The sequence below is a fragment of the Borrelia anserina Es genome (genome assembly GCF_001936255.1).
GTDB classification, from domain to species: Bacteria; Spirochaetota; Spirochaetia; order Borreliales; family Borreliaceae; genus Borrelia; species Borrelia anserina.
In genome coordinates, this window is sequence record NZ_CP013704.1 from 828839 (window position 1) to 850902 (window position 22064).

Genomic DNA, 22064 nt, shown 5'->3' on the forward strand with positions numbered 1-22064 from the left:
TTTATGAGCTTTTATCTGAATTTGGTAAGTGGAGGTACTGAATCTAAGCTTGATAATATTTTATCTATTAGTCACTTTAATTTTAAAGATAATTTGAATTTAATACTTATAATTGGTCCTATGGGTAGTGGTAAGACAGAATACGCTGCTAAGATCTATAAGGATTCTCTTGTTATTAAGAGTAAATCTTCTAAAGTTTTAAGTTCCATTACCAAGGGACGTAGAAATAGGGCTAATGTATTCTTTATTAGAAATGTTCTTGATAAGAAGAGGTTTAATGATTATCCTGAAAATGTTATTCCTTATAGGGGTGGTGGGAGTGATAAGATTGATGGAATTGATTTTGCAGGTAGTTCTTTTGATGTAGATCAATTAATAGATAATAATCCTGAATATGGAACTTTTATTATTGATGAAACTTGTTTTTATGATGAACGTTTGGTTTTTATTTTAAATAAAATTGCATTAGATTCAAATGTGTTATTTGTACTTCCTACTTTACTTTATAATTTTAGGAAAGAGATATTTAATAATACTGCTAAACTGTTGATAGAATATTCAGATAAAATTTGTCGTCTTGGTGCTTATTGTGAGCATATTAATTGTATGGATGAGTCTTTTTTAACATACAGATATTATTTTTATAGAGGAAAGGAAATAGCTGCACCTTATTTTGATCCTTTATTGATTGTTGGTGGTGATGAGATTGTTGAGTCTGCTGTTTATCCAAATTATGCTACAAGGTGCTCTAAGCATCATTATCTTGTTGGTAGGGAATATTTTTTTACTATTCTTAAACCTTTTGCATTATTATATGCTCAAGGTGATAAAAAGTTGCTTGAGGCAGAGATTGTCGGCTTGAGCAGTAATGTGAGGAATTCAAATTTTGCAAATTCTCTTTTAATTGAGTCTAGGGGAAAATATGATATTGAGGTTTTAGAAAATTTGTTAAAATTGCCTTTCTTAGCTGAGAGGGCTTTGATTACGCTTTCATTAGAGTATAATATCCTTAGCAAGGAAGATTTTAAAGAGCTTATTAATAAATTTTCTCTTAGTAAAGACTATATTCGAAAAGTAATTGTTTTAAGAGAGCATAAATGGATCCTTTAAAAGGATATTAATAGTAATTTGGTCTTTTTTGAAAAAAATTCTTTGTTTTTTCAATACGCATTAATTCTTTTTCAATAATATCATAATAGTTAAGTTCTTTCATTTTAATTCTATGATATTCATTTTCCCAGTTTGTTATCATATCACCTTGCATTTTAGTGAATTTATATTTGTCCAATTGTTCGTAGTATTTTAAAGCTTCTGTGTAGTAATTAGCAGCTATTTTATAAAAATTTGTAGCTTGATTTAAGTTTTCAAGGAACCCTTTTTTTTGGGGGGTTTTATAAAAATATGCATATCGTATATCGAATAAGTCTCCTAAGTATAGATGTTGCTTGACAAGAAGCAGATTTACATGCATTTTAAAGAGGAGTTTATATTTATCCCATTCTTCTCTTGTTTCTGTTTTTGCTAAAGAGTAGTTTGGGTTGCCAAATGGGTATTTTAATGCATTTTGTAAAAAAAATATATTCCTTTTATAGTTATCGGGTTTTCTTTTCATTTGTTCATTAAAAATGACATACCATTGTTCAGCATAGAAAAATTTTGATGATGCATTTATATTATTTATAGGTAGAATTGAAAATATTACTAGACATGATGCAAAAAAATTTTTATGGTGCATATTTGTGCTCTTCCCTTTAATTTATTATATTAAAATTTTATTAATTCAAAGATTTTTTGTGCGCTTATTTCTAAGTCTTTTTCATTTGAATTTACAAGGTATATAATGTCAATTAGGTCGTTAAACATTTTGAGTGTTTCTGTATATCTAGAATTAATTTTTTTAAGTTTCGTTACTTCAATTTCAAAAAGATCAGCCTTTCTTCTATTATCTTGAATGCGCTTATAAGCAATGTTGGGGTCTGTTTTTATGAAAAAAATTTTTTCGGGCAGGGGGAAATCTTTGTTTAATTTGTATCCTAATTCTCCTTGATATGCTATAGATGAAAATAAGTATCTGTCGGTTATCACTTTTGTTTGACCTTTATTTAGTATTTTTATTATTCCGTTCTTTGTATTGTATAAATGTTCATATCTATCCGCTAAGTACAAATAGGTCAATGATACTTGACTTAAAGGATTTTTAAAATTAGTTAGTTGCTGTCTTATGAATTCTCCAATTATTCCTTTTGATGGTTCTTGTGTAAAATGGTACTTTAAGTTGTTATTACATAATTTTTTTAGCCTTTGAGTTATGCTTGTTTTTCCACTTCCATCAATTCCTTCTATGCAATAGAAGTTTTTTAGGATCTTGTTCACAAAATTTTCTCCTTAGATATTTTAATTGGTTAGATACTTACTTTAAGTATTATATAATAATAATACTTGCGTAAATATATGAATTTGTTTTTTATAAGGAATCAGATTACTCTGTCTTTTCTTTTTTCAGTTTTAGTCTTTATATCAATTCTTATAACTTTTATCTTATTTGTTCAATTTCAAATTTATTCTGCTAGATTTCTTATTATAAATTATTTTGAATCGAAATCTGGCTTTAAAATTAAATATGATAAGATTGATCCTTATTTTTTATCTTCAATAAAAATAGATAATTTGGAGTTGAGCTTGAATGATGAAGATAAAATATTGATAGGTACTGTTAAGGTTAATTTGGATTTGTTTAGGTTGTTATTAGGAGATGAAAATATTATTTTGGATATTTTTTTGAGGGGCAGTACCTTAAATTTTGATTTAAATAATTTTAAGTTTCTTGAATCTCAGGATTTATATTCTAGTGAATTGAAGTTGAGTGGTGATAGTATTTGTCGTGCGATACTTAGCAAAATGTTTAATTCCTTTGATAGTATTCATGTGTGTTTAGAAGATATTGATATGAATCTTAAACTAAATTCTGATAATTTTTTGAGGTTTCAGATTAAGAGTTTTGTATTAAAGACATTCGATGATGATTTTTTATTTAGTTTTGTTATTGATTTTAGTTCTCTTGTAGTTTTAAACTCTTCTGTTAGCCTTAAAAGTATTCTTGATTCAACTTTTTATTTTGAAGGTAAGTTTAAAAAAGATCTTGAAGATGGATATATTAATTTTAGTTTTTTAGAATTACATACAGATCATTTTAGTTTGCTTGAACAAGGATTTCAGATAAATTATTCGAAGGGAAATATTGAAATTTTTAATATTATAAGAGAAAATTTGGATTTTAATTTGAGATATGATTTTAATAAAAATTTTTTGAGATTGGAAGCTTTATTCTTTGATTTAAATCTTTTAAGTTGGATAAGTCTTAATAAAAATTTAAGTAATTATAAAAACTATCTTGATACAAGTTTGAATGGTCAGTTGGCATTGTCTTATGATTTTAAAGATAAAGATTTACGGTATGCATTCTTATTAAATTCATCGTCAAATGCTAATATGATAAACAAAGAAATTCAAGGGGTAAGAGTACAAATTAAAGGTAATGAAGAAATTGCGAATGTACAGGATGCTTTTGTGAAACTTAAGAGAGGGTTTGTTGGTTATAAGGGCTATTATTCTTTAAAAGATTTAGTGCCGATGGGAAGGCTTGATTTTAGATCTGCAAAAATCTTTAGTTTTAAGGATCTTAATGGATATTTAGATTTTAGTAAGGAAGGTCAATTTTTTTGTGTAAAGTCTGATGATTTTAGGATCGGCAGGCTTAAAATTCGAGATTTGGATATGAAAACGAGTTTTGCTCAAGATATTATCCATGTTGATTATTTACTGAATTTTGCTAGCAATAATTCTAAAATTTCATTGAAGGGTAATTTTGATAAGGAGAATTTTAATCTTAATTTGAGCGTTAAAGAGTTTCCTATGCTTTTCTTAAAGGATGTACTTCCAGAAACCCTTATAACTAAGATTATTCCTGAACATTTTTTGTCAGGTAAGTATTTAAATTTAACTTCAGAGTTTAATTTAAATACTTTTGATTATACTAGGAGCAAATTGAATAATCTCAATTTTTCTGTCTTATCAAAATTGGATAATTTTAATTTAATGTTTGATGCAAGTGGGGAAAAAGATGTTTATAAAGTAAAACACTTTAATTATAGTAATGGGGATTGTAGTATAAATTCTAATTTTTTGATACGGTTGTTTGATAATAGTTTAAATATAAATACTGAGTTTAATTATTTAGGCAAGAGTTATCCTTTGTATTTTGAGTTAGATTTCAAAAATAGGTATTTTAACTTTCAATTTTCGCCTAGATCACTAGTAAGTTTAAATTATTCTGATTCATCTATATCTTATTTTTTAGATATTAATGATTTTCATTTTTATAATGGGGATTCTGAGATTTTATTAAATGTTAATTCTTCTGGAGATTACCATAGAATACATAATGATTTGAAGGTTACATTTACTAAGTTCAGCTTAGATAAAATTTCTAGTAATCCTGCTTATAATTTTAATTTTAGTTTTGAGGGCATATATGAGAATAAAAAAATTAGTCTTTCAAACATTAGATTTACGAATAGGATTTCAAGTTTACAAGGGCAAGGATATTTTAATTTAAATGATAAACTTAGTGGTAATTTGAACTTGTTTTCGTATGTGAATTCAGAGCGTTATTTCTTGGGTGTTGACTCTAATGAAGATGGAAGTTATTTTGTTGGTAGATTTCAGGGATTTGATTTTAATAATTTAAGATTCTTTTCGTTCTTAAATGGAAAGATTAATGGTAATTTTATATTGAGCTTTAAAAATAGTGATTTGTTTAATTATTCTCTTAGTGCTTATCTTGCAACAGATGACTTGTCTTTGTTGGGTGTTCCCACAGATTGCTCTTTGAATTTGGGATTGGTTGATAATAATCTTAATATTTATAATATAAAGGCAAGTCAGAATGGAAAAAAAGTTTTAGCAGGTAGTTTCAGGTATGATATTAAGAATTTTATTGGTATTGCTAATTTGAATGTTGATAGCAAGATTTTCTCTTCAAAGGTGAATGCAAGTTTTCAAAAATTTGAAGAGAAAATTGATGAAGAGCTTGGTATTTTAAAGAGTAAAATTGATGGAGAGATTGCTTTAAGAGATTTAAAATATAAAGATAAAAATCTTTCTGATCTTACAATTGAATTTAAAAATAATAGCGAAAAGTTTATTATGTCATCAATTGAATATGATCTTATTAGTTGTTTGTATGAGTATAATGATGGTAATTTTTATATTAGATTAAATGATTATTTGCCTCTTAGTTTCTTTGCATCAGGTAATATTTTTAATAATAAAATTACCAGTAATGTGCAGGATATTAAATTTAGTTCAAGTTCAATTACAGAAGATTTATTGGGTTCAAAAACTTTTTTTAATATTAAGGAACATTTTATTCTCTATAATCTTGATTTAATTGGTTCATTGGATGTTAATGGTGATTTATATAATCCAAATCTTAATGGAGAGTTTAAGTTAATACATGCTTTGATAAGTACTGAATATCTAAGACTTTCTAGACAGAATGGAAGAAGTAGAATTTTAGAGTTGATTGATGTACCAGTTACCATTAAAGATAACAGTGTAATTATTGAGAACAAATTTAATTTAGATTATTATTCTGATATCAGTGTTGCTGCCCATTTGAACCTAAATTTTCTGAGTGATAGTATTGTTGACTATTATAAGATAGATATCGGTGTTTCTGAAGGTTCTGGAGTACCTATTCAATTTGATAAAGTAACTATAAATTTTGTTGGACATGCTTCAGGTTATTTTTTTATTGAAGGTAATCCTGAAGAAATTATGTTTAGAGGAGATCTAAATGTTTCAAATGCTTGGGTTTATTTACTTGAAAATTCGATTGTTGATCTATTAATAAATCCTTATAAAAGATTCAAGAAGAAAGTTGGAGTATCTGATGTTAATTATAAGGGTTTGGATATTGCTACAGATTTTAAAATTAATTTTGATAGTAATGTTGCTTTTCATTGGCCAGATAATAAGATTTCCTTCTTGAATGCTATTATTACAAGAGGAAATAAACTTGAGTTTAAATCTGACACTAAAACGGATGATTTTACCCTTAAGGGAGATTTAAGTATTTCAAATGGTTCTTTCAATTATAATAATAAACAATTTACCTTTAAGAGTGGTTCATATATATCTTTTAATGAAAATAAGAACAAATTTGATCCGTGGGTAAAAGTTGAGGCTACAAATGTGATTAAGGGTGGTAGTGAAAATTTTTTAATAACAATGAGCATGAATGGTCCTTTGAGTTTATGGGATCTTAAGTTTTCATCTTATCCTGCGAGAACGGAACAAGAAATTAAATATCTTTTATCAAACGCAATAATTGGAGGTGAATATGGACTACAGTCAGCAGGTACGAATACAGCTGAGATGGCACTTGGACTGGCTAGTGATATTTTAGTTGATCTGATAGTACAGCCTATTGAAGATTATATACGTTCTGTATTAAAATTAGACCTATTGAGTATAAAAACGGATATATTAAGGAATGCTATTGGTGTTTTAGGTGGTCCAACAACTTTTGCAGGTGTTCTTGATAAAACAAATGTTAAAGTGGGTAAGTATATTGATGATGGTGTTTTTTTGAAGGCGGGATTTGGATTTTTAAAAGAAGAAGTAACACCATTTTCTCAAAATTTAAGTTTTAATGTTAATTTTGGTCTTGAGCTCAATTCACCGTTTTTCTTTGTTGACTATACTTTTGATTATAATTTTAAGGAAAATGGTCGTGGTATAGGCAATCAGATATCTATTTTTTGGAAATTTAGATACTAAATTATGTAAGGGGTTTGGGGGGTGAAGTTATTTAGAATCTTTGTTGTTATGGTTTTTTCCTGTTTTGTGTTTGATTTGGTTTATTCTCAGGAGCAATATAAGGGTAAGATAATAAAGAGTGTGAACTTTGATGGTCTTAAAAATATAAGGGAAAATGATCTTGGACCTATTTTGAATGTTTATTTGGGACAAGCTTATTCTGATGAACTTTTTGATAAATTGCAAGTTGACCTTTATGCTCTTGATTATTTTGAAGGACTTATTCGGCCTGAGTTTAGAATAGAAGATGATAAGCTTGTAATTACATTTTTTGTGAAAGAAAAGTCCTTAGTAAGAACTGTTACTTTTGTTGATGATAGTAGGGTTTTTTGGAATAGTGAACTGCGTGATAAATCACATATTAAGGCAAAAGAAGCTTTAAATCTTGCAAAAATTAAAAAGAGTGTTGTTAAATTTGAAGAAATGTATAAAGATGCTGGATATCTTGATGTTACTGTTGAGTTTGAAATTAAAGAGGAAGATAGTTTAGTAGATATTATATTTAAAATTAATTCTGGTTCTAAATATGTTGTTAAAGAGGTTTCTTTTGAAGGAAATTTGAACTTTAAGAGTCATGTTCTTAGAAAATATTTAGTATCAAAACCAGCATCTTTATTTTCTGACGGTAAGTATTTAGAATCAAATGTTGATAAAGACAAAGATCAACTTGAATCTTATTATAGGAATAATGGATATATTAATGCTAAAGTTGTAAAGAGTACTGTAGATATACAAGTTCCCAGAGATTCTAAAAAATTAGAAAAAGAGGTTTACTTAAAATATTTTATTTCAGAGGGTAGTGTTTTTAAATTTGGTAAGTTTGAGATTACTGGTAATCTAGTTTTTAAATTAGAAGAATTGCAATCTCTAATTACTTTTAAAGAAGGAGATATTTTTGATGATTCAAGATTTGAACAAGATTTTAAGAAAATTAGGGAAAAGTATTACTCAGATGGTTATATCTTTACAGAAATTGTGCCTTCTAGGACGATAAGAGATGAGTTTGTAGATCATGATATTAAGATAGTAGAAAAAGATAAAGCACATATTGAATCCATTACTGTTTCAGGTAATAAAAAAACAGCTTCTCATGTAATACTTAGAGAAATTCCGTTAATGGAAGGTGATGTTTTTAGTTTAGAAAAACTTAGGATGGGATTGTTTAACTTGCAGAGACTTGGTTATTTTGGAAATGTTGTTCCCTATGCTGTTCCAAGTAATATTGAGGGTTTAATGAAAATAGATTTTGCTGTTGAAGAGAGAGAGACAGCTAGCTTTAGGTTTGGTATGAATTTTGGTGGGGTGAGTAATTCTTGGCTTCCATTTTCAGTTTTTGGACAGTGGGAGCAATCTAATTTCTTAGGTGAGGGGTATTCTTTGTCTGCAAGACTTAATCTTGCTTTTTCAGAGCAAAGCTTTAGATTGATGTTTGAAGATAATTGGTTTATGCAGACTAGATGGACTATTGGGGGATTTTTTGATTTCTCACATTCTGTAAATACAGCTTATCAAGATATTAATGGACCTATATTTACAGGCAAAAAGGAGGTACCAGATCCTTTTGTAAGTTGGGAAGAATATAATAATTCTAAGAATTTTTCAGATTTTAATATTATGAATTATTCTTTAGCTAAATTTAGCATTAGTGGGTTTACTGGATATACTTTTTCTAATTATCTTGGAAAGCAGTCATTTGCTGGAACTGTTCAAACGGCTTTGAAATATGTATATTATGATGATAATGTTAATAGACCTTCAAATTATTATTTGAGGGATAATTATAATACTATTCGATTTGAAAATTCTCTTGGTATTAGTATTGCGTGGGATACAAGAAATTCTCATTCTTTATCTAATAACGGTTTTTTGCTTAAGCAGCAATTTGATTTTTTTGGCGGGTTTTTATTTGGACAGAGTCATTTTTCAAAAGTTACAACTACTTTTGAAAGGTATTTCTCTCTTTTAGGTTATCAAGATGTTTTTACTCCAATTTTTGATTTAATCTTAACTTTACGAAGTGTTTATTCAAATATTTTGCCACCACTTGGAAATGGTTTTGAAATAGAAATACAGCCGCATCATCTTATAGTTATTAGTGAAAACTTTATGATTGCAAGAGGATGGGGAACTTTGAATAATATTTATAGTTCGTTTGTAAATACTATTCAGTTATCAATGTCTTTGATTAAAAATATTTTAGTTTGGGATATTTTGTTTCTAGATATAGCTTCATATGCTTTGGAGAAGCAAGAAAATGCTTTATTTGTTCCCTTTAATAATTTTATTTTTAGTTGGGGATTTGGAATTAGAAGTGTACTTCCTCAAATGCCTTTGTCTTTTGTGATAGCTTATCCATTTTATTTTAATGATGCAGGGGTTAATAGGTATTATAATTACTTTGGTGGATTCAAATTTTTCTTAGCCATTGATATGAGATACTAATATAATTTAGCTAGCTTTTCATAAGGAGGGTTTTTATGGCTTTTATAGTTCTTTTATTTGCATATTTCTTTCCATTAAATCTTTTTCCATTGAATGTTACAAAAGTAGGTATTGTTGACTTTGAAAAAGTTGTAATTGAATTTTTAAGTCCGCAATTAAAATCTAATCTTGATCAATTAAAAAGTCATTATCAAGAAAAAATAGATGCCTTGAATTCTGAGATCAAGGATTTGAGAAAAATGTATGATGAATCTATTAGTGCTCATGATATAGAGAGTGCTAGATTATATGGTAATCAATATAACCTAAAGGTTGATGAACTTAAGAAGCTTAAAAGTTTGGCTAGGGGTAATCTTGAACAGCAGAAGCAAATTAATATGAATAGTTTAAATAGCGATGGGTCGCTTCGAAATAAGATACTTAATGGCATTCAATATGTTGCAGAGACTAATGGTATTTCTTTAGTTATGAAAAAGGATAATCCTTATATTCTTTATTATAATAGTACTGTTGATATAACAGATGATGTTGTTAGGTATTTGAATGAACAGTAGTACATTGTAGGGTTTGTCTTTAGTTATTATTTTCTTTTCTAAGTCGCCTGATTAGGGTGCAAAATTCTTTTTTGTTGTTTTTATTAATATTTGATAGTAAAATATGTGATTTTAACATTGATTTAAATATTGTATTTTTATGTACATTTAAGCAAAGATATTCTTTCATGTTACTTTTTTGTAGCTTTTCTTCTCTATTTTCTATTTTTAATATCTTTTCAAGACCAAGGGATTTTAAGTTTTCAAGTGCTTCTTTGCTTGAATTTATTATTTTAAAAGTTTTTTTGCGTTCATTACTTTTGTTATCAATATACAATAGCACGCCCATAAAAGTTGAATCTAAGTATTTGGTTTCTGATAAGTCTACGTATAATTTATTGATTTTATCATCATTATCTATAAATATATTTTTAATAAATGTTTTAAAATTTACTGAATATAACGCAGTAAGTCTGTTAATTAATTTTATGAAAATAGAATCACCTTTACATATATAAAAGACATTATTTTGAGAACTATCTTTTTCCATTTTTACATTCTTTTGATAATTTTAAGTATATTGTAAAGTTTTAATAATATCAATTATAATTTTATTATTGTCTATATGAAAAAAGATATTACGCCGATGATGAGGCAATATTTAGACATTAAGAGTCAATATCAAGACGCTATTCTGTTTTTTAGAGTAGGTAGTTTTTATGAAATGTTTTTTGATGATGCTCTTGAGGGAAGTAAGCTGTTAGGATTAACTTTAACTAAAAGAGAGAGTGTTCCTATGTGTGGTGTGCCTTGTCATACAAGTAAAGAGTATATAAAAAAGTTAATCCTACTTGATAAAAAGGTTGCGATTTGTGAGCAAGGATTACAAACAGATTCTAAAGGGCCTTTAGAAAGAGAAGTTGTTGAAGTTATAAGTCCTGGAGTTGTTGTCGATGAGGATTTTTTACAAGATGATGCTAATAATTACTTGGTAGCTATTAGTGATTATAAGGATTATTATTCGTTTTCTTATATAGACTTGTCAACTTCTAAACTTGGGATAATCCTTTATGAGGAAAGTTTTTTAGAAAGGTTAAGACGGGATATTGAGAAATATTATCCAAAAGAAATAATAGTTTCAGAGAATTTCTACTATGAGTATTTAGAAAAACTTTCTCTTGATCGATTTTTAGTCAATAAGGTTCCCCATTGGAATTTGGATCAAGAAGTTGCTAAAAAAACATTAAAAGAACATTTTAATGTTTTTAGTTTGGGTGCTCTTGGGTTTAAAGAGGATGAGCCTTATTATATTTCGTCTTTTTTAATAATAGATTATATAAAAAATAACTTGAAGAATTTATTGATCAATATTGACACGATTCATATTAATAATGATTCTGCATATATGTTTCTTGATGATGTTACTCAAATAAATCTTGAACTTGTTAAAAACAATAATGATTTGACGTCTCGTTATTCTCTTTATTCAGTGTTAAATGATTGTAAGACTCCGATGGGGAAGAGACTTTTAAGAGAATATATATTAAATCCGCTTCTAAATATTGCTGAAATTAACAATAGATTAACTCATGTAGAATTTTTACACGATCATGTTAATTTAAGTATGAAATTGAGAAATATTCTTAGTGATGTTTGGGATATTGAGAGAATAATCTCGAGACTTCAGATGAAAAAATATGCTAAAAAAGATTTTTTGTTTGTTAGAGAAACTTTGATATCATTTTTTTCATTAAAAAAGCTCTTTAATGAGCATTCTTTTAATTATTGGATATTTGATGTTGATGATGAAGATAACATAAGAGAAGTTTATTCTTTAATTGATAGCTCTATCTCAAATGAGCAGGATGAGCTTATTAAACGTGGGTATAATTCTGAGGTTGATCGTTTAAGAGAAATTAAAAATAATGCAAGTAAGTATGTTGATGATTATCTTAATTTTGAAAAGAATTTTAGTAAAATTAATAGCCTTAAAATTAAGAAAACTAATATTAGAGGGTTATTTTTTGAGGTTACAAAGAGTTATTATGGTCAAGTTCCTTCTCATTTTATAGAAAATCAGGTTTTAAATTCTGTTAAACGATATAAAACTAACAGACTTATTGAACTTGAAAGAGAAATTAATGATGCTGAGGATAATTTATTAGCTCTTGAGCAAGAGATCTTTGATGACGTATCTTTAAAAGTTGTTAAGCACAGTTCGGTTATTAAGAAGATAGGTGAGTTTTGTGCATATATTGATGTGGTCTCTAATTTTGCGTATTTAGCTAAAAAGAACGAATATGTAAGGCCTATTTTAACTAATAATAAAGAAATTATTCTTGAATATGCTAGACATCCTGTTGTTGAGCATTATATGAGAGGAGTGGAGGCTTTTACTAGAAATTCCGTGAGGATTGATAGTGATAAGTATTTTTGTTTAATTACTGGTCCTAATATGGCAGGTAAGTCAACTTACTTGCGTCAGACTGCTTTAGTTGTATTAATGGGGCATATTGGTTCTTTTGTGCCTGCTGATAAAGCTATAATAGGGATTACAGATAAGATTTTTTGTAGGATAGGGGCAAGTGATAATATTTCCAAAGGTGAGTCTACATTTTTGGTAGAGATGAATGAAACGGCTAATATTTTAAGGAATGCAACTCAGGATAGCTTAATAATTATGGATGAGGTTGGGAGAGGTACTAGTACTAATGACGGACTTGCTATTGCATGTTCGATTGTTGAATACATCTTGGAACATATCAGGGCTAGGAGTTTATTTGCGACCCATTTTCATGAGCTTTCTGCTATTAATCATGATTCTTTTATTAATCTTTCAATGAAAATTGAAAAACAAGGAAATGAACTTATTTTTTTGAGGGAAGTTGAAGAAAAGCCTTCTCTTAATTCTTATGGAATTTATGTTGCTCGCATAGCTGGTATACCTTTAAAAGTTATTAAAAGAGCCGATATTATTCTTAAAAGTTTAACTAGTCGAGAGCGCTTTTGTGCACAGACACTTTTTACTTCATTTACTTCTGTTATTAATGATGGTGAAGAAGAAAGAAAAGAAAATTTAAGTTATGAGTCAGATCTGACAGCTTATTTAGAACTTAAGAATTTTGTTTCTAAGATAGATATCAATAACATTACTCCTTTTCAAGCTATGAGTTTACTAAGTGAAATAATTTTAAAGACTAGAGGATAAATATTAGGTGTGGGATTGGTCTGTTTTAAAAAGCATATTTCTTCCTTTTTGTTCTTGTTGCCATAGAAATTATGTTTATTCTTATGCTCTTTGCAAGGATTGTATTGAATTTTTTCGTTTTGATGTTAGGTTAAGAGATGATGTTTGGTATTTTTTTGACTATAAAGATGAATATAAGAAATTGGTTCTTGCTTATAAGAGAGATGGTCAGAGATTACTAGGCCAGTTTTTTGCAAGTGCGATTTTACAATTTTTGATGAGTATTGATTTTGACTTGGTTGTTAGTGTTCCTTGTAGTTTTAAAAGAAAGATTTTTTATAATTTTGACCACATGGAATATATTGGAGATTTGTTAAGTCATGGTGGAATAGATTATGTTAATATTTTTAAACGAGGATTAGGGAAGAGTCAAAAGTTGTTGCGTGGGGATTTAAGGCATAATAATTTAGAGAATAAAGTTAAATTAAAATTAAATTATAAAAATATCAAGTTTAAGAAGGTTGTGCTTATTGATGATGTTGTGACAACAGGAGTATCTATGACTTTTTGTGAAGATATTCTTATGGAACATGGGACTTGGAGTGTGATAAAGCTATCAATTGCTCGGGTCTAGTTGTAATTATTGTTATCTTGACATTTGTTGTCATTAATGTTATCCTCAAACTGGATTGATGATTTAATTTAATAAGGTTCTTTTAAAAAGAGCCTTATTCTTTTTGGGAATGTTATTGGTTAAAATTATTGATAATAATGAAATTTACAATCTAGTAAAAAATGTAACAGATCGATTGGGAATTGAAATTATAGAAATTAATATTTTCAGGAAAAGGGATAGAGGAAAGATTCAAATAGTTCTTTATAAGGGAAATGACTTTGGAGTTGATACACTTTATGATTTACATAAAATGTTTTTATTAAGCTTGGAGTCAGTTTTTAAGTGTAATTTTAGTTTAGAAATCTCTACACCTGGGATAAATAGGAAAATTAAGAGTGATAGAGAGTTTAAAATTTTTGAGGGTAGAAGAATTAAGTTGATGTTAAATAATGATTTTGAAGAAGGCCTGATCTTAAAGGCAGATTCAGGTAGCTTTATTTTTAAGACAGATAATGAAGAAACAAGAATTCTTTATAGTGATGTTAAGAAGGCTAAATTATTGTGAAGGAGTCTTAAGTATGATAAAGGGTACTGGTCAAATGATTTCCAATATTGCTAGTGAGCGTGGAATGAGCGTGGATGCTATTCAAAAGACAGTTAAGGAATCTATAATAATAGCTTATAAGAAGTATTTTGGAACTAGTGATAATGCTTTTATTAAATTTGATGAAGATACTGGAGATTTAATAGTTTATTCTAAGAAGAAGGTTGTGGAGAAAGTACAAGACGATGTTCTTGAGATATTGAAGGAAGATGCTCAAGAATTTGAAGTTATGGGAGATGGATATGCATATATTGAGATTGATCCTAAGATTTTTGATAGGCTTTCAATTCAAGTTGCTAAGCAGAGAACTAAAAGTGATTTGCGAGGAATTGAAGATAATGAACTTTACTTAGAATTTAAACACAAATTGCATAAGATTGTTATTGGTTATGTTCAGCAAAATAGGAATGGAGATCTCTATGTTAATCTTGGGAGTACAGATGGTGTTATTCCTAAAAAATATCAATCCCCAAGGGAAGTTTATGGACTTAATGATAAAGTTCGAGTTCTTGTTTACAGTGTAAAGAAGGGGAAAAATGGAATAGAGGTGATTTTATCAAGGACTCATCCTAGATTTATTGAAGAACTTCTTAGTCTTGAAATTCCCGAGATTGAAGAAGGTATTATTAAGATTCATAAGATAGTAAGGGATCCAGGTTATAGAACTAAGGTTGCTGTTTACTCTGAGAAAGAAGAGATTGATCCTGTAGGTCCTTGTATTGGACAAAAAGGAGTTAGGATTCAAGCATTAATTAAGGAACTTGAAGGCGAAAAAATAGATATTATTCCTTATTCTAAGGATATTAAAGAATTTATTAGAGATGCCTTGACTCCTGCTAAGATAGATAATGTATATATTATTGATGAAACTTTGCATAAAGCTTTAGTAGTTGTTAGTGATGACCAACTTTCTCTTGCAATAGGTAAGATGGGACAGAATGTTAGACTTGCCAATAGACTTCTTGATTGGGCAATTGATGTTAAGACTAATAGTCAGTTTTCAGAGATGAAAGCAAGTGGAGAGTTTAAACAAGAGACTGTTGAAATGTTTAACAAGATTATTCAGGATAATGTTCAGGAGGATGAATTTGAAGAAATAAACAAGATTAGTGAGCTTAAGATTCTTGATAGTGATATTGTTGATAAATTGATTGAGGCAGGTCTTGATGATATTGATAATTTTTTAGATGCTAATGAGGAAAATCTCTTTGAGTTAGGAATAAGTTATGAGAAGCAAGAGGAGATAAATAAAATATTAAAAGAAGGAATGGTGATAATTTCTAATGATGATGACTCTATTGAAGGCGTAAAAGATGAAGAGGAATTGCTTTGTCCTGAGTGTGGGGCTGTTATTAATGAAAATATGACTTTTTGTCCAGGTTGTAAGATAGGGCTTAGCTTTGAATTTGAAGAGGAGTGGTAGTTTGTCAAAAAGTATTGATGATAATTGTAATGAAGATGAAAAGAAGATTAAAGTTGTTAAATTACGAAAGAAGGTAGTAAAGGTTGTAGCCCATACTGATAACAATTTAGATAAATCCAAGAATGGTCTTGTTGGACCCTCAAATTCATTGAGTAATCAAACTTCTAATAGGAGGTACTCTTCTGGCAGTAAAGACAGGGGAGGGGTGAAGTCTTCTTTTGTGCGTGGAGATAAAGATATTACTGGAAGTCAGATCCAGCAACAGCAGGGTAGTAGAGGATCTTTCAATAAAAATTATGCTCAAAGCAGAGATAATAGGAGGTACTCTTCTGGCAGTAAAGACAGGGGAGGGGTGAAGTCTTCTTTTGTGCGTGGAGATAAAGATATTACTGGAAGTCAGATCCAGCAACAGCAGGGTAGTAGAGGATCTTTCAATAAAAATTATGCTCAGAGTAGTGGTTCTCATACATTTAGACGAGTAATAAGGGCTAAAGTAGTTTCTAGTGTTGCGATATCGCCTTCTGATTCTGATAACAAGGGCCTTAATAGGAAGCTTGGAGAAAAGAAGAAGCAACAACAGGAGAGTCAAAAGGGGTATAAGAGGAAAAAGGAAGAGATTGAGAGTCAAACAATAGAACAAAAAGTTTTTGAGCAGCTTCAGAAGAAGAAAAAAGAAAATCTAGCAAATCCAATTCCTAAGTCAATTGATATTATGGGAGCTATTACTGTTGCTGAACTTGCAAAAAAAATGAATTTAAAGTCCTCAGACTTGATTTATAAATTGATGACTTTGGGTGTGATGGCAACTATTAATGAGAAGATTGATGCTGATACTGCTACTATTCTAGTTGAAGAATATGGGTCTAGAGTGAATGTTGTATCAATCTATGATGAAACAGTTATAGAGATGGAAGAAGATGATGAGAGTAAGATGATTGCAAAGCCTCCTATTATTACAATAATGGGACATGTTGATCATGGAAAGACTAGGCTTCTATCAGTGTTGCGAAATATTGATATAAATAAAACTGAGTTTGGGGGGATTACACAACATATTGGTGCTTATACTATTAATTATAATGATCATGAAATAACATTTTTAGACACTCCGGGACATGAAGCTTTTACGATGATGAGAAGTCGAGGAGCACAAGTTACAGATATTGTTGTCCTTGTTGTTTCTGCTGTGGATGGAGTAATGCCACAGACTGTCGAGGCTATTAATCATGCAAAGGATGCAAAAGTACCTATTATTGTTGCAATCAATAAGGTTGATTTGCCAGATTCGAATTTGGATAGAGTTAAACATCAGCTTTCAGAGTATGATTTGATTCCTGAAGATTGGGGTGGACATACAATTTTTGTTGCAATTTCAGCTCTTAAAAATATTGGTATTACTGATCTTCTTGATATGATTATTCTGCAATCTGAAGTAATGTCATTGAAGGCAAATCCAACTAAAAGGGCTATTGGTAGGGTTCTTGATGCTAGAATTGACATGGGTAGAGGAATAGTTTGTTCTGTTATAATTGAGGATGGAACTCTTTCTATAGGAGATTCTTTTGTTGGAGGAATTTATCATGGTAAGGTGAGAGCATTAATTAATGAGAGAGGAATATCTGTTAAGAGTGTTGGTCCTGCAAAGGCTATTAGTGTTTTAGGTTTTTCAGCAATTCCTCAGGCTGGTGATCCTTTCCAGGTTACAAAGACAGAAAAAGAAGCTAAATTAATTAGTGCTAAGAGACAAGATCTTAGAAAATATGAAGATGCTAAAAATGTAAAAAAAGTTACTATGTCAAATCTTTATGATTCAATCAAGGATGGAGAACTTAAAGAACTTAAGATAATTTTAAAAGCAGATGTGCAGGGTTCTGTTGAGGCTTTAAAGCATTCTCTTGAAAAATTAACTAACAGTGAGATTAGAGTGAAAGTTATTCATTCATCGGTAGGAGCAATAACAGAAACTGATATTGATTTTGCAGCAGCAAGTGAGGCAATTATTGTTGGTTTTCATGTACGACCTACGGCCAAAGCGCAATTGTTGGCTAATCAAGAAAAAGTTGAGATTAGAAAATATAATATCATTTATGATGCAATTAATGATATTAGATCAGTTCTTGAGGGCATGTTGGAGCCAGATATTGAACAGCAATTTATTGGATTTGCTGAAGTTCGTGCTGTTATTAGTATTCCTAGGGTTGGAGTGGTGGCTGGATGTTATGTTTCACAGGGATGTATAAAACGGGATTCTATAACTAATGTTATGCGAGAAGGAGTTCAGGTACATTCTGGTAAAATTTTCTCATTAAAGCGCTTTAAAGAAGATGTTAAGGAAGTTAATGCACAATATGAGTGTGGAATTATGATTGATAATTATTTTGATATTAAGGAAGGAGATATCATTGAGGCATTTGAAATTAAACAAATAAAGAGATGCTTTAGGTTTTAAGCATTTGCTTTATTGTCGTTATTTATGGAAAAGAAGATAAAAAAATCAAAACTCGAAAGTTTATTAGTTCAAGAGATTGGTAATTTAATAGTAACAAGGGTTATTAAAGATCCCAGGGTGCATGAATTCTTAACTGTTGTGAGGGTTGAACTTTCAAATGATTTAATAAATGCTAAGGTATTTATTGGTTCTATTAAAGAAGGTTCATCTCTTGATAATGCTGTTAAAGCGTTAAATAATGCCAAAGGATTTATTCAAGGAAAGATTGTTAAACGTATTAGAATTAAAAATACTCCAAAATTAAATTTTTTAAGAGATAATACTATTTCTAAAGCTTTTTATATTAATAAAATAATTGAAAATTTGAATATTGGTGAAGAATAGTAGAGTTTAATGAATGGAATTATTTTATTAAATAAGAGAATTGGAATAACTTCTTGTGATGCTCTCTTTCCTTTAAAGAGATATTTTTCTAAAAGCCGAGTTGGGCATACAGGTACTCTTGATAAGTTTGCAAGTGGTCTTTTAGTTGTTCTAGTTGGCAAATGTACTAAACTTTCGAATTATATTACATCTTTAGACAAAGAATATATATCAGAGTTTGAGTTTGGAATTGAAACTGATACTCTTGATCCTAATGGTAAAATAGTAAATACGACATCTTATATTCCTAGTTTTGAAGAGCTAAGGCTTGGTATTAAATCTTTTATAGGTGAAATTGATCAAATTCCACCTAAGTTTTCTTCAGTGCATGTTAAAGGAAAAAGGGCTTATAAGTTGGCTCTTAATGGGGACTCTTTCAGTCTTCAGCCTAGAAAGGTTACTATACATGATATTCAGATCTTGAGTTATAGTGTTGATTTGCGTATTTTGAAGCTAAAAATAAAATGTTCTAAAGGAACGTATGTTAGAAGCATAGCAAGAGATTTATCATTGGCTTTAGGATCATTTGCTTATGTTAAGACCCTTGAAAGAGTTAAAATTGGCGATTTTAGATTAGATAATGCTTGTTCTTGTGAGGATTTCAATAGTAATTCTTTGATAAGTGTAGGATCTTTAGGACTTTTCGAAAAAATTTATGTTGATAATGGCTTGATTAAGCCTATTCGAAATGGTGTTTATGTTAATATTGTGATCAATGTTGGCGAGTTTAAGATTTTGAAATCTGAAAGTGAGGAAGTATTAGCAGTAATTTGTGGCATTGGTTTGAATAAGTATAAGTATATTATTATTTTTTGATGTTTAATTTCCGAAAAGTAGTGAGTCTATTATTTCTTATTGCAGTACTTTTTACAATTATAGAAATTTTTTTGTAGGAAAATGTTTAATATGTTAGGATTACGATTGATAATTAGCTTGGTTGATATGAGAGGTAGTTTATGCAACTTGAGAAAAAAGTCTTTGATTTGTTTTTGTTATTTGCATAAAAAAATATTATAATTTACTTTAAGTATTTTAATTATAGCAAGAGGGTCTATTTTAGGCTTTGTTATGATGGTATAGGAGTCATTTTTATGATTAGTAAAGAGCAAAAACAAAGAATAATTGTAGAATTTGGGAAAAATTCAAATGATACAGGTTCAGTTGAAGTGCAAATAGCGTTAATTACAGATAGAATAAAGTATTTGACAGAGCATTTGCGGATCAATAAAAAGGATCATAGCTCTAAAAGAGGTTTATTAAAGTTGGTCGGGCAGAGAAGGAATTTGTTAAGGTATTATCAGAAAAAAGATTTAGAAGCTTACAGAACCTTAATAGCTAAACTTGGACTTAGAAAATAATAAGGGGTTAATTTTGAGAAAAATTTTGAAGTTGAAAGTAGGAAGAGAAGATTTAGTTTTAGAAACAGGATTATTGGCTAAGCAAGCAAATGGTGCAGTTCTTGCTACTTATGGCGGTTCTACTGTTCTTGCTACGGTCTGTTGTTCAGATTCATTTCGTGAAGGTTTGGATTTTGTCCCTTTATCTGTTGAGTATAATGAGAAGTATTATGCTGCTGGAAAGATTCCTGGGGGATTTATTAAAAGAGAAGGTAAACCAAAAGATAAGGAAGTGCTTGTTTCTAGATTAATAGATAGGCCTATGAGACCACTTTTTGATAAAAGATTTGGTAGAGAAATTCAGGTTGTTCCGACGACTTTATCTACAGATCAGATGAACCCTCCTGATATTGTTGGGATGAATGCTGCTTTTGCGGCAGTTTTTTTGTCAGATATTCCGTTTAATGGTCCAATTGCGGCTGTTAGGATGGCTTACTTAAATAATGAGTTTATAGTAAATCCTTCTTTTGATGAGATACAAAATTCGATTTTGGATATTGTTGTTGCCGGAAGTTTAGATGGTATTACAATGGTTGAAGGTGGTGCTAATGAGGTTAGTGAGGAAGTGTTACTTTCTGCAATAGATGAAGCTTATGAGTACATTAAACAAATTTGTAATCTTCAAAAAGAATTTTTATTTGTAATCGGTGAAAGAGAGAAATTGCCACTTGCTTATGAAGAGAAGGTGTTTGAATTTAAGAATGAACTTAAAGATTTAATTTACTCTGAACTTAAGGATGCTTGTTTTGTAAAGGGTAAGCTTAATAGAGATAAGGCCATAAGATTAGTTAAACAGAAAGCTTATGAGCATTTTTCTTCTATGGATCAGATAAATGAAGAGAATGAAGCTCTTTTTTATAAAGCTTGTGCTGATTTTGAGCAAGAAATTGTTAGAAGATCAATCCTTGAGAATAATTTTAGGACTGATGGGCGCGCTCCTACACAGATAAGAGATATTTTTGCTGAAGTTGATCTTTTAAAGAGAACACATGGTTCGGCTCTTTTTACAAGAGGTGAGACCCAAGCATTGGCTGTAACGACTTTAGGAACAAGTATTGATGAGCAAATAATGGATGATATTGATGGTGATAAGCGTCTTAATTTTATGCTTCATTATAATTTTCCTCCGTTTTCTGTTGGTGAGACAGGTAGACTTATGACTGGTAGGCGTGAAATTGGGCATGGACATTTAGCCCAAAGATCTTTGGAAGCTATGTTACCTAAGAAAGATGATTTTCCATATACTATTAGGGTAGTATCTGAAATATTAGAATCAAATGGTTCATCATCAATGGCTACGGTATGTTCTGGAAGTATGTCTTTAATGGCTGCTGGGGTTCCTGTTAAGGAGCAGGTGGCAGGAATAGCTATGGGACTTGTTAGTGATGGTAATAAGTATGTGATTTTAAGTGATATTCTTGGAGAAGAGGATCATTTGGGTGATATGGATTTTAAAGTTGCAGGTACTAAAAATGGTATCACTGGTTTTCAGATGGATATTAAGATTTCAAACGTTACTAAACAGTTAATGAAGGATGCTCTTGAACAGGCACGAATTGGGAGAATGCATATTTTATCTGTTATGAATTCTGTGATTTCAAAATCAAGAGATGATATTTCTGTTAATGCTCCTAAGATTCTTCAGTTGCAAATTGATATTGATAAAATTTCTCTTGTTATTGGGTCTACTGGCAAGACAGTTAAAGCAATTACGGATGAGTTTGAAGTCAGGGTTCAAATTGAGCAGGATGGTAAAATTACTCTTTTTGGAATTGATAGCTTAAAGATGCAAAAGGCTAAGGCAAAGATAGAGAGTATTGTCAGGGAACCTAAAATAGGTGAGGTTTATGAAGGAATTGTTAAGAAAGTTAATAGTTTTGGAGCTTTCATTGAACTTACTCCTATTAAGGAGGGATTTTTAAGTAATCGATTAAGATCAAGAAATGATAGATATGGTGATATGAGACATTCTAGATATGGTAGAGATGGTAGGAATACATTTGGTGTTCGGCCTCCAAGGTTAGAAGAGGGACAAATTGTTAAGGTTAGGATATCTGATATCGATAAGTTTGGTAAGATTGAGCTTGAATTGGTTAGAGATTAAATTA

16 protein-coding genes are annotated in these 22064 nt (G+C 29.7%); 13 read left to right on the forward strand and 3 right to left on the reverse strand.

From position 1 onward, the window contains the following. Positions 1-3: 3 nt before the first annotated feature. Positions 4-1110: a thymidine kinase gene (locus N187_RS03960; RefSeq protein WP_025419939.1), complete on the forward strand. Its 1107-nt coding sequence runs from the start codon at positions 4-6 to the stop codon at positions 1108-1110. Between the two features lie 7 nt (positions 1111-1117). Here N187_RS03960 and N187_RS03965 read toward each other — a convergent pair whose 3' ends face one another. Both N187_RS03965 and tmk read right to left on the reverse strand, forming a co-directional pair. Next, positions 1118-1735: a hypothetical protein gene (locus N187_RS03965; RefSeq protein WP_025419940.1), complete on the reverse strand. Its 618-nt coding sequence runs from the start codon at positions 1733-1735 to the stop codon at positions 1118-1120. 29 nt (positions 1736-1764) lie between these two features. Continuing rightward, entirely contained in the window at positions 1765-2373 is a 609-nt protein-coding gene (tmk, locus tag N187_RS03970; RefSeq protein WP_025419941.1) for a dTMP kinase, read from the reverse strand. Positions 2374-2451: 78 nt separating this feature from the next. Between tmk and N187_RS03975 the strand changes: the two genes are divergently transcribed. The 3 genes from N187_RS03975 to N187_RS03985 are packed head-to-tail and all read left to right on the forward strand — an operon-like array spanning position 2452 to position 9878. After that, entirely contained in the window at positions 2452-6843 is a 4392-nt protein-coding gene (locus N187_RS03975; protein WP_025419942.1) for a translocation/assembly module TamB domain-containing protein, read from the forward strand. Between the two features lie 48 nt (positions 6844-6891). Further along, a complete protein-coding gene (gene bamA / locus N187_RS03980; protein ID WP_162271518.1) occupies positions 6892-9324 on the forward strand; it encodes an outer membrane protein assembly factor BamA in 2433 nt (810 codons plus the stop codon). Between the two features lie 35 nt (positions 9325-9359). Continuing rightward, on the forward strand, positions 9360-9878 hold the full coding sequence (locus N187_RS03985; RefSeq protein WP_025419944.1) for an OmpH/Skp family outer membrane protein: 519 nt from the start codon (positions 9360-9362) through the stop codon (positions 9876-9878). Positions 9879-9897: 19 nt separating this feature from the next. Here N187_RS03985 and N187_RS03990 read toward each other — a convergent pair whose 3' ends face one another. Then, positions 9898-10407, reverse strand: coding sequence for an STAS domain-containing protein (locus N187_RS03990; RefSeq protein WP_025419945.1), 510 nt, complete (start codon positions 10405-10407; stop codon positions 9898-9900). Between the two features lie 75 nt (positions 10408-10482). On the opposite strand from N187_RS03990, the gene mutS reads away from it, so the two are divergent. From mutS to pnp, 9 genes are all read left to right on the forward strand, one after another. After that, the gene (mutS, locus tag N187_RS03995) at positions 10483-13065 is read left to right on the forward strand and encodes a DNA mismatch repair protein MutS (RefSeq protein WP_025419946.1); all 2583 of its coding nucleotides are present in this window, start codon (positions 10483-10485) and stop codon (positions 13063-13065) included. Positions 13066-13072: 7 nt separating this feature from the next. After that, positions 13073-13678 carry an amidophosphoribosyltransferase gene (locus N187_RS04000; protein ID WP_025419947.1) on the forward strand — a complete coding sequence of 202 codons (606 nt, stop codon included), beginning with the start codon at positions 13073-13075 and terminating at the stop codon, positions 13676-13678. A 115-nt stretch (positions 13679-13793) separates the two neighbouring features. Further along, positions 13794-14225: a ribosome maturation factor RimP gene (rimP, locus tag N187_RS04005; RefSeq protein WP_025419948.1), complete on the forward strand. Its 432-nt coding sequence runs from the start codon at positions 13794-13796 to the stop codon at positions 14223-14225. A 13-nt stretch (positions 14226-14238) separates the two neighbouring features. Next, the gene (gene nusA / locus N187_RS04010; RefSeq protein WP_025419949.1) at positions 14239-15687 is read left to right on the forward strand and encodes a transcription termination factor NusA; all 1449 of its coding nucleotides are present in this window, start codon (positions 14239-14241) and stop codon (positions 15685-15687) included. A 1-nt stretch (position 15688) separates the two neighbouring features. Continuing rightward, entirely contained in the window at positions 15689-18136 is a 2448-nt protein-coding gene (gene infB, locus N187_RS04015; protein WP_025419950.1) for a translation initiation factor IF-2, read from the forward strand. 24 nt (positions 18137-18160) lie between these two features. Beyond that, positions 18161-18520: a 30S ribosome-binding factor RbfA gene (gene rbfA, locus N187_RS04020; RefSeq protein WP_025419951.1), complete on the forward strand. Its 360-nt coding sequence runs from the start codon at positions 18161-18163 to the stop codon at positions 18518-18520. Between the two features lie 9 nt (positions 18521-18529). Further along, the gene (gene truB, locus N187_RS04025; protein ID WP_025419952.1) at positions 18530-19375 is read left to right on the forward strand and encodes a tRNA pseudouridine(55) synthase TruB; all 846 of its coding nucleotides are present in this window, start codon (positions 18530-18532) and stop codon (positions 19373-19375) included. Between the two features lie 275 nt (positions 19376-19650). After that, on the forward strand, positions 19651-19917 hold the full coding sequence (gene rpsO / locus N187_RS04030) for a 30S ribosomal protein S15 (RefSeq protein WP_025419953.1): 267 nt from the start codon (positions 19651-19653) through the stop codon (positions 19915-19917). 13 nt (positions 19918-19930) lie between these two features. Continuing rightward, positions 19931-22060, forward strand: a complete 2130-nt coding sequence (gene pnp, locus N187_RS04035) for a polyribonucleotide nucleotidyltransferase (protein ID WP_025419954.1) — start codon at positions 19931-19933, stop codon at positions 22058-22060. The last annotated feature ends 4 nt before the right edge of the window (positions 22061-22064 follow it).